This window comes from Mucilaginibacter sp. SMC90 (assembly GCF_022811725.1).
Classification (GTDB): Bacteria; Bacteroidota; Bacteroidia; order Sphingobacteriales; family Sphingobacteriaceae; genus Mucilaginibacter.
The window spans coordinates 4309091-4325116 of sequence record NZ_CP094527.1 but is presented as its reverse complement, the minus strand read 5'-3'; the positions used below and the strand labels follow the sequence as shown (position 1 = coordinate 4325116).

Annotated in this window: 12 protein-coding genes; 3 read left to right on the top strand and 9 right to left on the bottom strand. The window is 42.6% G+C overall.

The genetic code is table 11. The features are described from left to right. Positions 1 to 3: 3 nt before the first annotated feature. Positions 4 to 1083: a glutamate 5-kinase gene (gene proB, locus MTO98_RS18485; protein ID WP_243480364.1), complete on the bottom strand. Its 1080-nt coding sequence runs from the start codon at positions 1081 to 1083 to the stop codon at positions 4 to 6. Positions 1084 to 1417: 334 nt separating this feature from the next. Here proB and MTO98_RS18480 point away from each other — a divergent pair, with 334 nt between their 5' ends. Then, positions 1418 to 4366 (top strand): TonB-dependent receptor domain-containing protein, encoded by a 2949-nt coding sequence (locus MTO98_RS18480; RefSeq protein WP_243480363.1) that lies wholly within the window; start codon positions 1418 to 1420, stop codon positions 4364 to 4366. A gap of 280 nt (positions 4367 to 4646) precedes the next feature. On the opposite strand, the gene MTO98_RS18475 is transcribed toward MTO98_RS18480, so the two are convergent. The 7 genes from MTO98_RS18475 to MTO98_RS18445 form a co-directional block, all read right to left on the bottom strand. Next, positions 4647 to 5357, bottom strand: coding sequence for a phosphoadenylyl-sulfate reductase (locus MTO98_RS18475; RefSeq protein ID WP_243480362.1), 711 nt, complete (start codon positions 5355 to 5357; stop codon positions 4647 to 4649). Beyond that, positions 5354 to 6862, bottom strand: a complete 1509-nt coding sequence (locus MTO98_RS18470; protein ID WP_243480361.1) for a TSUP family transporter — start codon at positions 6860 to 6862, stop codon at positions 5354 to 5356. The genes MTO98_RS18475 and MTO98_RS18470 overlap by 4 nt, the downstream gene beginning before the upstream one ends. Then, a complete protein-coding gene (gene cobA / locus MTO98_RS18465) occupies positions 6840 to 7625 on the bottom strand; it encodes a uroporphyrinogen-III C-methyltransferase (RefSeq protein ID WP_243480360.1) in 786 nt (261 codons plus the stop codon). Before cobA ends, MTO98_RS18470 begins: the two co-directional genes overlap by 23 nt. Then, on the bottom strand, positions 7625 to 9715 hold the full coding sequence (locus MTO98_RS18460) for a nitrite reductase (protein WP_243480359.1): 2091 nt from the start codon (positions 9713 to 9715) through the stop codon (positions 7625 to 7627). The genes cobA and MTO98_RS18460 overlap by 1 nt, the downstream gene beginning before the upstream one ends. A gap of 239 nt (positions 9716 to 9954) precedes the next feature. Next, on the bottom strand, positions 9955 to 10389 hold the full coding sequence (locus tag MTO98_RS18455) for an Rrf2 family transcriptional regulator (RefSeq protein ID WP_243480358.1): 435 nt from the start codon (positions 10387 to 10389) through the stop codon (positions 9955 to 9957). A gap of 118 nt (positions 10390 to 10507) precedes the next feature. After that, a complete protein-coding gene (locus tag MTO98_RS18450; RefSeq protein ID WP_243480357.1) occupies positions 10508 to 10792 on the bottom strand; it encodes a SelT/SelW/SelH family protein in 285 nt (94 codons plus the stop codon). After that, positions 10789 to 11634, bottom strand: a complete 846-nt coding sequence (locus MTO98_RS18445) for an MOSC domain-containing protein (RefSeq protein WP_243480356.1) — start codon at positions 11632 to 11634, stop codon at positions 10789 to 10791. Before MTO98_RS18445 ends, MTO98_RS18450 begins: the two co-directional genes overlap by 4 nt. A gap of 260 nt (positions 11635 to 11894) precedes the next feature. Between MTO98_RS18445 and MTO98_RS18440 the strand changes: the two genes are divergently transcribed. Together MTO98_RS18440 and MTO98_RS18435 are read left to right on the top strand one after the other, a co-directional pair. Continuing rightward, entirely contained in the window at positions 11895 to 13604 is a 1710-nt protein-coding gene (locus MTO98_RS18440; RefSeq protein ID WP_243480355.1) for a GMC oxidoreductase, read from the top strand. A 141-nt stretch (positions 13605 to 13745) separates the two neighbouring features. Further along, the gene (locus MTO98_RS18435; RefSeq protein WP_243480354.1) at positions 13746 to 14462 is read left to right on the top strand and encodes a ThuA domain-containing protein; all 717 of its coding nucleotides are present in this window, start codon (positions 13746 to 13748) and stop codon (positions 14460 to 14462) included. A gap of 145 nt (positions 14463 to 14607) precedes the next feature. Here MTO98_RS18435 and MTO98_RS18430 read toward each other — a convergent pair whose 3' ends face one another. Further along, a complete protein-coding gene (locus MTO98_RS18430) occupies positions 14608 to 15867 on the bottom strand; it encodes a nucleoside permease (protein ID WP_243480353.1) in 1260 nt (419 codons plus the stop codon). Positions 15868 to 16026 lie beyond the last annotated feature (159 nt).

Below are 16026 nucleotides of genomic sequence, written 5' to 3'. Positions count from 1 at the left end.
TATTTAACCTTGTAAATAAAGATAATCATAATGTACCAGTGCCTTTTGGTTTTTTTGACCAACACGTTCACGGGCCTTGTCAGCGCCATATTCGGCAATCCCTAAACCAATTAGTTTATCAGCATCATCAATTAATTTAATGATATCGCCTTTTTTAAAGTCGGTTATTACACCAACAATGCCAACCGGCAGCAAACTGGTTGCTTTATTGGAGATCAGCGCAGCCTTAGCACCGGCGTTGATCAATACGCTGCCTGTTGCTGATTTTTCGGAATGGGCAATCCATTTCTTTTTGCCCGATGCTGTTTTATTGGGGATGAAACGGGTATGAGTAACCTGGTTTTCTAAAACATCCGTTAATATATTATCCCGTTTACCATTGGCTATATGCACCGAGATGCCCAATTGAGCCGTCTTCTGCGCCATGGTTGATTTGGTGATCATTCCGCCACGTCCAAATTGCGAACGGCCCGATGACACAAAGGTTGAAAAATCAAGCTCATTCCCGCTAACCTCGTCTATCACTGCCGAGCCGGCTGCTTTTGGATCGCCATTGTAAATGCCATCAACATTTGTAAGGATAATAAGGGCATTAGCATTAAGCATAGAAGCTATGAGGCCTGCCAGTTCATCATTGTCTGTAAACATCAGTTCGGTTACTGATACAACGTCGTTTTCATTTACCACCGGTATCACTTCATATTGCAGCAAAGCCTCAAGGCAGTTTTTCATGTTGAGGTAATGCATCCTGTCCCTGAAATCTTCGCGGGTAACCAACACCTGCGAACATAGGATCTGAAACTGCTCAAACAGGTGCGAATAAGTATTGATCAGTTTAACTTGCCCTATAGAAGCGAGCACCTGGCGGGCAGCAACAGCATCTGATTTTTCTGCAACAGTGATCAGGCTGCGCCCGGATGCTACAGCGCCCGATGAAACCAGTATCACTTCAACACCTTGCTTTTTTATCGCCGCTATCTGTTTAACCAAATGTGTTATTCGCGGCAGGTCGGGGAGACCGTTTTCCTGGGTGATAACATTTGAGCCAATTTTGATAACAATGCGTTGATAATTGAAAGCCATTAGTACAGTACAGATTGAGATTTCAATATTACAAATTTGAGCGTAATTAGACTTTGTTTATTTTGAAATATCCACTAAAATGATGGATTTTATAGTGAAATGATGCCGGAACAACCAAAAGTTTAAAAAAATGTATCAGAACGCTTGACAGTCAGTATTAAATTTATATTTTTGTCGACTAATTCTATAGACAATGTATCGTTTTAATGCAATTGCCGTTCAGTCCATGTTAAAAATGCAGCCCCATGCTGTAATGTGTTGTTGTTGAGAGTAACATTTCAACTAACATTAATGAACCAACCAATCACTTTTTACCACCACACAAAATCACTTCATGAAAATTTTTACAAACTCAATTAAAATAGTTGTGCTTTTCCTGGTACTGTTACCGGGGCTAAGTTACGCACAACTTAACGGCTCATACATATTAAGCGGAAAAGTAAACGACGAACAAGGCAAGCCACTGATAGGGGCAACCGTATCAATTAAAGGAACAAGCAACAAAACCTCGACAGATACAACAGGTAAATTTTCGTTAACTACAAGCGCAAAATTACCATACACGCTTATTTTTACCGCGGTAGGCTACCAGCCACAGGAATTCTATATTAAAAATGCCAACAGCGCGGTGAATATTACGCTCACTACGCAATCGTTATTGGTTAACGAAGTTGTGGTAACAGCATCCCGCAAAGAGGAAAAGCTGCTTCGCTCACCGGTAGCCATCGAAAAATTAAGCATTACCGCCTTAAAACAATCGCCAGGCCCAAGCTTTTATGACGCGTTGGAGAATGTTAAAGGCGTACAGATGACTACTACAAGTATAACCCTGAAAGTGCCCAATACGCGTGGTTTCAACAGCCCTAACAACTTTAGGTTTATGCAACTGGTTGATGGTGTTGACATGCAGTCGGCTACGTTGGGTGTACCGCTTGGTAACGCCATTGGCCCGACAGAACTGGATATTGCCAGCATAGAAATAACTCCGGGCGCAGCCGCTGCTCTTTATGGCACCAATGCTATTAACGGTTTATCAAATTTGTTCACTAAAGATCCGTTCAAATATCAGGGCTTAAGCTTTTACCATCGCCAGGGTTTAAATCATGTTGGTAAAGACCGCTTAGGAGCAAGTTCACTCACCGAAGATGCTTTACGTTACGCTAAAGCGTTTAATGATAAGTTTGCGGTTAAAGTAAATTTTAGCTACATGCAAGGACAAGACTGGCAATCAGATACCCGTCTTGACCAAAATCCAACTAATCTTAAATCGGCCAACCCGGCTTATCCCGAGCTTACCGGCATTAGCAACGCAGCTTATGATGGCTGGAATAAATATGGAGACGACGCTCTTGCAGGCAGTAACACTGTATCTATAAAAGGCATCACTGTTGATGGAAAGGCTCGTCCGGCCCTTACAGTAGCGCGTACTGGTTATAATGAAGTCGACCTGGTTGATCCGCATGTGAAAAATTTAAAATTAGATGGAACTTTATCTTATAAACTAACCCCCAGCACGATATTATCATATACCTATCGTTACGGAAGGCTTGACGGTGTATTTCAACGTGGTAACAAGATATCATTACAGGGAGCCACTGTACAAAATCACAAAATTGAGTTAAAAGGAAAAGATTTCCTTGTACGTGGTTACGAATCAATAGAAAATACAGGTAATTCATTTAACGTAAAACCTCTTGCTGACAACCTTGATCTGAACCATGCCAGCAACTCGGCATGGGGAACCCTGTATGGCAACGCTTTAAAAGCTTACAATGGCGGTGTATTAACTTCAGCAAACCTTGCTGCTGCTGAACAGGCTGCGCGCGCTGCAGCAGATAAAGGCCGTGTTGAACCGGGTACTCCCGAGTTTGATGCGTTAAGGAAAACCATTATTGGCATCAATAACTGGGATATCAAATCAAGCCTAATCCCGAATGCCCCGGTTACAGGTGGTGCCGCTTTGGTTCAAAAAAGCCACATGTACAACGGCGAGGCTCAATGGGATTTGACTGACAAGGTAAAATTTGTTGATCTGTTGGTTGGTGCTGATGTACGCGTATACAGCATTACACCTGATGGTAATAACTTTGTGGATTTTAGCCGCCCGATTGCAGACAGGAACACTCCCTTGGCCGATGGCACTTTTGGTAAAGATGTGATCTACAAAAAATATGGTGCCTTTACACAGGTTACCAAAACTTTTTTTGATGAGAAGCTGAAGTTATTCGGATCTATCCGTTGGGACCGTAATCCATACTTTGATCCGAAATTTACTCCTCGTTTAGCCGCTGTTTATACCGTTAATCAAAACCATAACTTCAGGTTTACATTCCAGAACGGATATCGTTTCCCTTCGTTGTTTGAGGCTTTATCATATGTAAATAATGGTCGCGTAAAACGCGTAGGTAGCTTGCCGTTCATTAACGAAGGTTTAGGATACCTGGGCAACAGTTATACCCAGACATCGGTAGTGGCTTTCAACGCAGCGGTAAATGCAGCAGGCGGCAGCGATCAGGCTGCTTTGGCTAACAGGAACTTGTTAAAAGTAGCAGATCTTCCGCCGGCACGCCCTGAGCAGATCACTTCATTTGAAGTTGGTTATAAAGGCATCGTGGCAGATAATAAAGTGTTCATCGATATCGATGCGTATACTAACCGTTATGATGGTTTTCTTGGCCAGGTGCAGGTGTTTGTGCCAAACGGCGCTACAGTAGGAACTGACGCAGGCGTATTATCAATGCTTGATGTTAACCGCGACCCTACAACAGGTACATCAAGTAATGCAGCCAGCCAGGGCCAAAGCAGGTACCGTGTTTATACCAACGCTAAAAATATCTATCATAACTACGGTTCATCTGCAGGTATTACTTACAACTTTTACCAGCACTACACCGTATCCGGTAACGTGAGCTTTAATAAACTAAAAGCCCAAACAGCGTCAGATATATTTGTAACTGGTTTCAATACACCTGAATGGTCAGGCAACGTATCGTTCGGTAACCGCGAAGTGGTTAAAAACTTTGGTTTTAACGTGGTTTATAAATGGCAACAGTCATACCTATGGGAAAGCCCGTTGGTTACAGGTACTGTGCCATCAATCAAAACAGTTGATGCCCAGGTTACTTACCGTGTGCCTTCATACTATGCAACCTTTAAATTAGGCGCTACAGATATCTTTAATAAAAGATATTACCAGTATGCAGGCGGCCCAACTATTGGCGGTTTGTACTATGTATCGGTAACGCTTGATGGTTTATTAGCCGGAAACAACAACAATAAATAAGAACTTTTATTACGTTTTATATAGTTTGTAAGGGGATGAGGTGTAAAAGCTTCATCCCCTTTTTTGACCATGATTTTTCTATGATTTTTTTGATTACGCTGATTTTTTCAATTGTGATTGGAATTGATGATTGTAAGAGAAATTAATATAAATAATCAAATCATTATAAAGCGTAGAAAGTCATCAACGAAATCAATGCAATCAAAAAAATCAGCAATAAAAAAAGGCCAACCGATCTTTCAACCAGTTGACCTACGTATAAAAAAAAAGCGTCTTTGACTTATTTGGCGGTTACTTCATGCAGTCCGCATTCTTTTTTGGATTGATCTTCCCACCACCAGCGACCGGCGCGGAAATCTTCACCTTCGGCTACTGCACGGGTACAAGGCATACAGCCAATACTCGGAAAACCTTTATCATGCAGTGAATTATATGGAATGTTATATTGCTTGATGTAAGATTTTACCTCATCCAGGGTCCAGTTAAAAATAGGGTGGAACTTTACCAGTTGGTTTTGCTCATCCCATTCCAGGTCATGCATGTCATGACGGTTAACCGATTGTTCGGCGCGGATTCCGGTAATCCAAACTTTATTGCCTTTTAAAGCACGTTTCAAAGGCTCAATTTTGCGGATCCCGCAGCATTCCTTGCGGTTTTCAACCGACTCATAAAAGCTGTTAGGGCCTTTCTTGCTTACCATTTCTTCTAACAACTCGTTGTTAGGATAATAGGCATGAATAGGCTTCTGATATCTGTTCATGGTACTGGCCCAAACAGAATAAGTTTCGCGGAAAAGCCTGCCGGTTTCAAGAGTAAATACTTTAACAGGCAAATTATTGGCGAAGATCATGTGGCTGATAGCCTGATCTTCCCATCCAAAACTGGTGGAGAATATAACTTCACCCGGAAATAACGCTGCAAGCTTAGTCAGGGCTTCAACAGGGCCAAGCCCATTTATGTGTTCTTGTATGTTTTCTAAAGGCGCACTCATGGTATCGAAACAAAAAATTTGAGGATAGAACGGATACTGATCAGGATAACAATAACTGATACAGCAACCATGATAGTTTTTGCCGAAATTTTATTAGAAATTTTTGCTGCAATTGGCGATGCTAAAGCACTGCCTAATACCAGACCAACCACTGCATGCCAATGGTTGCTGCTAACCATAGCCATAAAGGTTAAAGAACCAACCATCGCAATAAAAAAACGCGAAAGTTTAACGGTGCCTAATGAAAAGCGCGGACTGCGACCGCCGGCTATCAGGGTAGATAATACGATCGATCCCCAGCCGCCGCCACCAACGGCGTCAATAAAACCTCCGCCTAAACCGAGCAGGGAAATGCGTTTTACCTTATCAGCCGATTTTTTCTTTTGTGTGTTAAATGCTTTTCTGAATATTACAATGCCCAGTATCAGCGTATAAACAGATACAACGGGTTTAGTATACATACTATAGTGTTCCAGAGATGATAATAGGAACGCCCCGGTTCCGGCCCCTATCATACCAGGTATAACCAACAGCCAGAATAATTTCCAGTTTATGTTACCCATTCGGTAGTGCATCCAGCCGGCTATGCCACAACTCATGATCTCAGACAGGTGAACTCCCATGCTGGCCGATGCCGGCGGGATACCCATCGTTAACGAAAAAGATGTTGATGTAACGCCGTATGACATGCCAATTGCGCCATCAATCATAGCAAATACAAAACCTGCTCCTAAAAAGTAATAAAATATTGGATCAATATTAGATACGTAACTTTTAAAAGCGGGCTCATTAAAGTAAAGCGCTGTTATGCCGATAGCCAGGGATACAATAATGGTTGACCAAATTAGCCAGATGAAATTTTTCCGGTTAACAGGTTTGGGTTCAACCAATACGGAGGTTACGCTATTTAGTTTTTTTACCTTGTCGGTAAAGTCACCTTCAAGGGTATTTCTTAGTTCGCTCATTTGCTGTAAAGTAGTGTCAAGTTCAGCAGGAAGGCTTTGGTTTAATACTTCTTTTAACCGTTTAGCTACGGTAGGTGATTTTCCGTTGGTTGATATTGCCAGCTTCAGATCACCCTTTTGCACTATTGATCCTAAATAAAAATCGCATAGTGCAGGTTTGTCAGCTACATTGATCAGTAGCTTACGATCATGGGCTGCACTACGGATATAGCTGTTAAGTTCGCTGTCATTAGTGGCTGCAATAACAATATCTGCATTGTTCAGGTCATCATCGGTAAATGATTTCTGCACTACGCGGATACCAGCATATTTCGCTGCCAGGGTGTGTACTTCAGGCAAAAACTCACGGGAGATAACGGTTACCCGCGCATGGTTACTGTTATTAAGCACAGCGTTAAGTTTTTCCAATCCTACATTGCCGCCGCCAATAAGCAGGGTATGCAGGTCATTCAGTTTCAAAAAAACAGGAAAAAGCTGATTGCCTTCCTGCTTTTCGTCCTGAATATTGGTTAAACTATTATCCCCGGGCAACAATGTCATATACCTCTTTTATCAGTTGGAATTTTGGGTGAAGAGATACCACCTCGCCCAGAACAATAATAGCGGGCGATGTAATCTTGTTTTCTTCAACCGTATTAACAATAGTATCAACGGTAGCAACAGCAATTTTCTCATCCACAGTTGATCCGCTTTGAATAACTGCTGCCGGTAACTTGCTTTTGCCCTGGCGTTTAAATATTTCTGTTATTTCGGCCAGTTTATGAATGCCCATCAACACAATCACGGTAGCATTTGAGCGGGAAGCATCGATAAGATCATTCGAGATCATGCCGTTGGCCGTGGTGCCGGTAACTACCCAGAAGCTTTCGCTTAATCCACGGTGGGTAACCGGGATTTGCTGTAATTCGGGAACGGCTATCGAACTTGAAATACCCGGAATAACGGAGGCCTGTATGTTGTGTGCTGCTGCAATAATAAGTTCTTCGTATCCGCGGCCAAACACAAATGGATCACCGCCTTTTAACCTTACCACATGCCCGTAATTTTTAGCGTAATCAACCATAAGGTTGTTAATTGCTTCCTGCGAAAAGGTATGATCGCCAGAACGTTTGCCCACATAAACTTTGGTAGAGTTTTCCGGTGCGTATTCAAGCAATTCTTCATTAACCAAAGCATCATATAAAACAACATCGGCTGTTTTCAAAGCTTTGATCGCCTTTACAGTTATCAGGTCGGCATCGCCTGGTCCGGCGCCCACCAGGGTGATGCGCGGCTCTTTTATATTTTTATTAGTATCAGTCATTATTGTACAAGCGCCTCTCTCTTATCCTTGCTTCTGCTTAAAAATTCTGTAGCCTGTGCTAAATATGCTGTAGCAAATTCTTGCGATGGCTCATTTTGATTGATCTGTAATACCAGGTCGTTAAAGGTTCCGCTTAATTCAAATTCGCCTTTTTCAACATATTGTGCATCAAATTCGCGGATTACGCCAATTTGTGTACTGCTGTTAACACCCTTGTCGAGCAGCAAAGCTTTTGCCGAACTTACAAAAACATTGTACGCATGATAAATGGCATCAGCCCAGCGTCCATCAGCATAGGCATCATTGGCCCAGCCAAGTTTTTCTTCCGATTCAAATAAAAGTGTAGCAACCAGGTCAATAACTACACCCGCACATTCACCTACGCCTATAGCAGTAACAAATGTTTCCTGGTGCCCCCAGTCAATGTATTCATCATCGGTAAGAGTAGTTAAATCGGCAAGTGGTTTCAACAAGCGATAAAAGTAATCTTTGCCCTGCCTGTCGTAATATTCGTGGTACGTTTCACCTTCCGGCGAAAACGCTTTATAGTCATTCAGTAAATACCTTAAAACTTCAGTAGCGCGTTTGGTAGGCACTTTGATCACCCTTTCGGCAGCGCGACCAACACCATCACCAACAGTACCTCCACCAAGCATCACTTGTACAGATGGTAATACTTTTGCACCCGCTTTAAGCGAACTGCCATGGAAGCCTATATGAGCCAAACCATGCTGACCGCATGAATTCATACAACCGCTTATCTTGATTTTAATTTCGCGGTTATAAATAAAGTCTTCGTATTCGTTATAAATCAGGTCTTCCAGCACCCTTGCCATGGTCATACTGTTTGATATACCCAGGTTGCAGGTATCTGTACCCGGGCAGGTGGTAACATCAGCAATGCTATCAAAACCCGGAGTTGCCAGCTCAAGCTTAGCCAATCCTTCATATAAAGCAGGCAAAGCTTCTTTTTGCACATATTTTAAAAGTAGTCCCTGGTTTTGGGTAATCCGGATTTCATGACCAACCAAAGGCTCTAACGTTTTAACAAGCGCACGGGCGGTATCAGATGAAATATCACCAACAGGTACTTTAATGTACACGCCGTAAAAGCCTTTTTGCTTTTGCTCAAAAACGTTGGTAGCCAACCATTGCTCGTAGCGAAACGGATTGGTGATTGTTACCTCAGGGTAGTTGTTAGTTGGTGGCAATGCCGGTGCGTCAATGGCGTCGCGGTTAATAGGGTATGATTTTACCTTATTGGCAGTACGCTCAATTTCAGTTAAACGCAATACTTCATCCAAACCCAGTTTCTGGATGAGATACTTCATACGGGCCTTATTACGGTTAGTGCGTTCACCATAGCGGTCAAATACGCGGATCACCGATTCGATATAAGGGATTAACTGATCTTCAGGTAAAAACTCTTCAACAATGCTGGCCAAAATAGGCTGTGCACCTAAGCCGCCGCCAAGCATGATCTTGAAACCACGCTCGCCATTAGCATTTATTTTAGGGATAGCACCAATGTCATGAACGTATGAAAATGCAGTATCTTCATCACTTGATGAAAAAGAGATCTTGAATTTACGGCCCATTTCCTGGCATATAGGGTTACGCAGAAAATAATCAAACGTAGCATATGCATATGGTGAAACATCAAATGGTTCTTTCGGATCGATACCTGCAGTAGGAGAGGCTGTAACGTTACGTACGGTGTTACCGCATGCTTCGCGGATGGTTATATCATCCTGTTCAAGCTTGGCCCAAAGCTGAGGGGTACGGTCAAGGCTTACGTAATGAATCTGGATGTCCTGACGGGTGGTTAGGTGCAGGTTACTGCTCCCAAATTCGTCAGAGATCTCAGCAATTTTTAATAGCTGCTTAAAGCTCACCTTGCCGAAAGGCAATTTGATACGCACCATCTGTACGCCCGGCTGACGCTGACCATACACACCACGCGCCAAACGAAGGCTCCTGAATTTTTCATCATGAATTTTTCCTTCACGAAAAGCATGGATCTTCTTTTCAAGATCGATAATGTCCTTCTCAACAATGGGATTCTCCAGTTCTGTTCTGAAGCTCTGCATATTCTATCTGTTAATCTTTTATAAAAAAGCCCCTTTGGCTGTGGCTAAAGAGGCATATATGGTTAATATTACTTCTACTGCCTCTTTTTACCATTGCGCATATAGCAATGGGTCAGTTGGTTATGGCAGATAATATTAATGCGCTCACGATTCATTTCCCAAATATATATATAGTATACGGAAAAGGTAGCATTTAAATAAAAAAAACTGCGTTATGACAGTTTTATGAAGTTTTGAATTTAAACGCTGATGAGAGTGGTTTCGCGTTTGATGATATCTGCGATACTGGTTTCGCTCAATATTTTAAGTGTGGCATCTCTTACATCAACAAACACATCCCTTATGCCGCAAGTGCTTTCCTGGTGGCACTCATCGCACTTGTGGTAAAAATTTAAGCTTGCACAAGGCACCATAGCAATAGGCCCGTCTGTAATTCGCATTATACTTACCAGGAATATGTCTTTAGGGTCGCGGTTGAGGCTGTAGCCGCCGCCAGCCCCTTTTTTACTGTAAAGGAAGCCTGCATTGCGCAGGTCAAGCAGTATTTGCTCAAGAAACTTCTTAGGGATCCGTTCAGTTTCGGCAATTTTCGAAATTTGCATAGGCGGTTGGTCCATGTTCTTGCCAAGAACCACAAGTGCCTTTATAGCGTATTTAGTTTTTTTTGAAAGCATTTTCTAAAATAAAAACTCACAAAGTTAAATAAAGATATTATCTAAATTAACTATTTTTTCGAGTAATATTATAGATTATATAGAAAGGATATTTTATACAGACATTGTTATATAAAAGTTACAATTGATGTGTATCCGAATGACCAAGGCTTTTACCCGGATTAACTTTATCACGAACGGCTTGTTTCAGCTCTTTGATCTCGGGAAAATGGCCATCGCGCTTACGGTCAAACAGGGGCTCTTCATCAATGCTGATCGTATAGCGGCCGCTTATTTCGCTTGGTTTCAAAGTAACCCCGTTTACATCATCGGTAAAGGTTGTAAGCAGCTCCTGGGCCATGTAGGCGGCGCGCATCATCCAGTTGCATTTAGGGCAATATTCAATAGTTATCGTTGGTTTCATGCTGCTGTTATAGGTTTCTTTGTTACAATAAATCGTTCTTCAGTATGAGTGCTTAAAACTTTAAGTTCATCGCCCACCGAAATAATGCCGGTATTTTCATGTACCAGGTTTTGCCCAAACATGATCTTGTTATTTTTCATCCGGTAGGAGGCAAGTGTTTTCAAAGGTTCTTTAGCTTTTATCGCCGTTTGCTGATCAATAGTGGTTAACACGCAGCGCGCACAAAGTTTAGCCCCGTAAAAGGTAATGCCAGCTATTATTACCTGGTTCATCAGGTCTTCACTGTAGGCTTCTCCTCCGGTAAAAACTATGTTGGGGCGAAAGCGGTTCATCGGTAAAGGCAATGACATGCGTTTGTTAAGGTCATCAAGCGATGCCTGGCCAATGAGCAGGAAAGGATAAGCATCGGCAAAGGATGTGATCATGCCCGGTTTGGCATAACGCTGGTCAACTTCGCGTTCGCTGTCATCGGGCATATAAACCAGGCGGCATTTCATATTGAGCGCCCTGCTAAACCAATGATCAAATTCGTCGTTAACGTATTGGCCCATGCAGCTATCATCCCATACTGCAAACTGCTGCAACGGCCTCTTTTCGTTGTTAAATGGAATTAGTAATGATCCGCTTGAATGATGATGTACAGCTATGCCGTCGGTTTCTATTGTGGCTTTCAATAAGGCCATGTGCGGAAACTCGCGTTGTGTTATAAAATGTCCCTGCTCATTAACCAGCATCCAGCGCCGGTCATGCTGTAAACCGCGCGTGGTAACCACAGCGTTTTGTACAGCAATGCCTCCCAATGATTTAATAGGATAAATAAATAATTCGCTTATCTGGAGCATGGTGTAAAAATAAGAAATCTGAACCGGGATTTGGGTGGATTTTTAGGATGCGGGGGATTCTTAGTTTGTTAATGTCTGCACCAGGATTAAACTAATTTAAGGATCAACCGGATTTTGATTTGCAAGGCTAAACGAAGGGGGATCCCATAATCCTAAAAATCCCCCCAAATCACGGTTCTTTTTTCTTCACAATCGATTGCTATATCGATTTTTAATTGATATAATTGTTTTATCCAATTTCAAAACCAATTTATAAAACTATGCCATTAAGTAATGTAAACGGCAAAGCCAAGGCTAATAATACCTATGACGCCATTGTAGTAGGCTCAGGTATCAGTGGTGGCTGGGCAGCAAAAGAATTATCAGAACTGGGGCTAAAAACTATTATGCTTGAGCGGGGCAGGAACTTTGAACATATCAAAGATTATAAAACCGCTAACCAGGACCCCTGGGACCGCCATCATGCAGGCGCTCCAACCCAGGCGCAACGCAAGCAGCGTCCGGTGATTTCGCGCAGTTGGGGTGCTACCGAACCTATTATGGATTATTGGACTGATGAGCAGGCTGCACCATACACCGAGATAAAGCCATTTAATTGGTGGCGTTCATATCAGCTTGGCGGTCGTTCCATTTTATGGGGAAGACAAAGCTACCGCTGGAGCGATTTTGATTTTGAAGCCAATGCCAAGGATGGCTGGGCTATTGATTGGCCCATCCGCTATAAAGACCTGGCACCCTGGTATGATCACGTAGAAAAGTTTGCAGGTATCAGCGGCTCGTTAGAGGGGTTACCGCAATTGCCCGACGGACACTATTTGCCGCCTATGGATATGAATTGGGTGGAAAAAGATGTGGCTGCCCGGATCCGGAAAAATTATAACGGTACAAGACATATGATCATTGGCAGAACCGCCAATTTAACGGCTGCTATTCCGGGGCGTACGGCTTGCCAGTTCAGGAACCGGTGTTGGGAAGGATGTCCTTTCGGCGGGTATTTCAGCACGCAATCATCAACCTTGCCTGCAGCGCTGGCTACCGGTAACCTAACTGTGAGGCCATATTCTATTGTTACTAAAATTTTATACGATAAGGACACAAAAAAGGCAAAGGGTGTTGAAGTGCTTGATGCCGAAACCAATCAAACTTATGAGTATTACTCCAAAATAGTTTTTGTTAATGCGTCGGCTTTAAACAGTGCCTGGGTGTTGATGAACTCAGCTACCGACATCTGGCCCGATGGCTTAGGCAGCAGCAGCGGCGAATTGGGGCACAACATCATGGATCATCATTACAATCTTGGCGCAAGCGGCTTGGTTGACGGTTACGAGGATAAATATTATTATGGCCGCCGGGCCAATGGTATTTACGTTGTGCGTTTTGCAAACCTGTTTGGTGATAAGCGCGATTACCTGCGCGGCTTCGGCTACCAGGGCGCAGCAAGCCGCATGGGCTGGAGTCGTGAAATTGCCGAATATAGTATCGGAGCTCAATATAAAGATGCACTTACTGAACCAGGCCCATGGACAATAGGTATCGGTGGTTTCGGCGAATTGCTGCCTTATCACGAAAATAAGATCACACTTGACAAAACCCGTAAGGATAAATGGGGACTGCCAATATTGGCTATGGACGCCGAGATCAAAGAAAACGAAAAGAAAATGCGTGTTGACATTGTAAAAGAGGCGAAAGCTATGCTGGAAAGCGCCGGGGTGAAAAACGTTGAAACGCATGATCGTGGTCATAATGTTGGCGATGGTATCCACGAAATGGGTACAGCCCGTATGGGGCGCGATCCTAAAACTTCGGTACTTAACGGTAATAACCAGGTTTGGGACGCTAAAAATGTCTTTGTTACTGATGGGGCTGCAATGACTTCAGCAGCTTGTCAAAATCCATCGTTAACGTATATGGCTATGACGGCGCGTGCCGCTCATTTTGCTGTAGATGAATTAAAGAAAGGGAATTTATAAGTTGGTGAATAGTGAGTGGTTGATTAGGTGAATGGTTTGGCGCCGATTCTCAAGTTTTAATCAACCGCTCACTTAATCAACTATTAACTAAACATAAAACTAACTGCTCACTTAATCAACATAATCAACCACTCACCAACTATGAAAAAACTACTAACCATATGCCTCTTGGTAGGCGCATCTATAACGCAGGTACTTGCTAAAGATAAAGTATTGATATTTTGTAAAACAGCCGGTTTTCACCACAACTCAATTGCGGTAGGGGTACCGGCGATAATCAAACTCGGGCAGGAAAATAATTTTGATGTGGATAGCACCACTAATGCTGCAAAGTTTACTGCAGATAATTTGAAGCAATATAAGGCAGTAATATTTTTAAGTACCACGGGCGACGTTTTAAATGATACCCAGCAGGCTGCGTTTGAGCAATATATTAAAGCAGGGGGCGGCTTTGTTGGCGTACATGCCGCAACAGACACCGAATATGACTGGCCATGGTATGGCAAACTGGTAGGTGCTTATTTTAAAAGCCACCCGAAACAACAGGAGGCAACGTTAAATATAGTAGACCGTAATTTTATTGCGACTAAACACTTGCCTGAAACCTGGAAACGCTGGGACGAATGGTATAACTACAAATGGATAGGTGATGACCTGCATGTACTGATCAAGATAGATGAAAAAAGCTATACCGGCGGCGAAAATGGCGACAACCACCCAATGGCCTGGTATCATAATTTTGATGGCGGCAGGGCTTTTTATACCGAATTGGGGCACACTGATGAATCATATGCTGATCCTTTGTATTTGAACCATTTATTGGGCGGGATCAAATATGCAATGGGGAGGAAGAAATAGTCTGAACCGGGATTTGGGGGGATTCTTTTGATTACAGGATTTTCTTGCTCAAAACAGAGAAGGCTCACGATAATTCGTGAGCCTTCTCTGTTTTATAATTTACCTGGATAATCCAAAAAATCTCCCCAAATCCCGGTTCAGACAATTACGCGTGCTGTATAGCTTCAACAAGGGCTTTATTATGTTTATATTTAAACACAAAAGGGAAAATAACAGCTATTACCAGGGCATAGCCTGCAAATGTAAGCCAGATGCCATGCCAATCCTTCTCGCCGCCCGGCAGCAGGAAAAATTTATCAATGATGAGGCCGCTTGCAATACTTCCAAAAAATGCCCCGAAACCGTTTACCATCATCATAAATAAGCCCTGTGCACTTGCCCTGATATCCGGAGTAGCTTGTGTTTCAACAAACAGGGAACCCGAAATATTGAAGAAATCGAAAGCCATACCGTAAACAATGCATGATAAAACTATCATCCATAATCCCCCTGCCGGATCGCCGAAGGCAAAAAGGCCAAATCTTAACACCCACGCCAGCATGCTAAATAGCATTACATATTTGATACCGAACTTACGAAGAAAGAAGGGTATGGCCAGGATGAAAAACGTTTCAGAAAATTGTGAAATCGACATGATGATAGCCGGATATTTTACACCGACAGAATCTTTGTAAATGGCTATGTTTTTGAAATCCTGTATAAAAGTATCACCGTACGCATTGGTAAGCTGTAGCGCTGCCCCTAAAAGCATCGAAAAACCAAAGAAGATAGCAAACTTAGGATCCTTGAACAGTTTAAAAGCGTTCAGTCCTAATGAGTCGGCAAATGATTTGTTAGTTGTTTTGGCAGAAAGCGGAGGGCATTTGGGAAGACTGAATGAGTAAAGACCCAGTGCCAGCGCTACCGCCGATGCTATATAAAACTGATTTGGCGAGGTTTCATTATGCGTTAGGCTTACTGTCCATAATGCGGCAATGAAGCCGATAGTTCCCCAAATCCTGATTGGTGGGTAGTCCTTCACTACATCCTTATTACCGCCTTTTAGCGCCGAATATGCTACTGTTATTGAAAGTGAAAGGGTTGGCATATAAAACACCATATTAATCAGCATCACCCAAAAAAAAGCAGATGGATTGGTAATTAATGGAAGGGTAAATAAGGATGCCGCTCCAAAAATGTGCATAATGCCGTATAATTTTTCGGCGTTGATAAACCTATCGGCTATAATACCGGTAAGGGCAGGCATAAATATGGCCGAAATACCCATGGTACTGAAGATAGCCCCGAATTGTGCGCCCGACCAATGTTTATCCTGGAACCAGTATGCACCGATGGTAAGTAACCAGGCTCCCCAGATAAAAAATTGCATAAAATTCATCAGTATTAAGCGGAACTTAATATTCATACGGTACCTGGTTTAAATAAATTTAGTCAGTGTTAAATTAAAAGCGGAAAGTAGTGAAATAAATGTAAATCAGAAAGCTACAGTTACAGAAATTACGCTTATTAAACAGAAACCCGGGATTGAGTTTCTGTTATCAGTTGTTGATATGATAAAAAGATA

Bases quoted from the DNA above. Each gene is read 5' to 3' on its own strand.
- proB (WP_243480364.1), bottom strand. From the start codon at position 1,083: ATGGCTTTCAATTATCAACGCATTGTTATCAAAATTGGCTCAAATGTT.
- MTO98_RS18480 (WP_243480363.1), top strand. From the start codon at position 1,418: ATGAAAATTTTTACAAACTCAATTAAAATAGTTGTGCTTTTCCTGGTA.
- MTO98_RS18475 (WP_243480362.1), bottom strand. From the start codon at position 5,357: ATGAGTGCGCCTTTAGAAAACATACAAGAACACATAAATGGGCTTGGC.
- MTO98_RS18470 (WP_243480361.1), bottom strand. From the start codon at position 6,862: ATGACATTGTTGCCCGGGGATAATAGTTTAACCAATATTCAGGACGAA.
- cobA (WP_243480360.1), bottom strand. From the start codon at position 7,625: ATGACTGATACTAATAAAAATATAAAAGAGCCGCGCATCACCCTGGTG.
- MTO98_RS18460 (WP_243480359.1), bottom strand. From the start codon at position 9,715: ATGCAGAGCTTCAGAACAGAACTGGAGAATCCCATTGTTGAGAAGGAC.
- MTO98_RS18455 (WP_243480358.1), bottom strand. From the start codon at position 10,389: ATGCTTTCAAAAAAAACTAAATACGCTATAAAGGCACTTGTGGTTCTT.
- MTO98_RS18450 (WP_243480357.1), bottom strand. From the start codon at position 10,792: ATGAAACCAACGATAACTATTGAATATTGCCCTAAATGCAACTGGATG.
- MTO98_RS18445 (WP_243480356.1), bottom strand. From the start codon at position 11,634: ATGCTCCAGATAAGCGAATTATTTATTTATCCTATTAAATCATTGGGA.
- MTO98_RS18440 (WP_243480355.1), top strand. From the start codon at position 11,895: ATGCCATTAAGTAATGTAAACGGCAAAGCCAAGGCTAATAATACCTAT.
- MTO98_RS18435 (WP_243480354.1), top strand. From the start codon at position 13,746: ATGAAAAAACTACTAACCATATGCCTCTTGGTAGGCGCATCTATAACG.
- MTO98_RS18430 (WP_243480353.1), bottom strand. From the start codon at position 15,867: ATGAATATTAAGTTCCGCTTAATACTGATGAATTTTATGCAATTTTTT.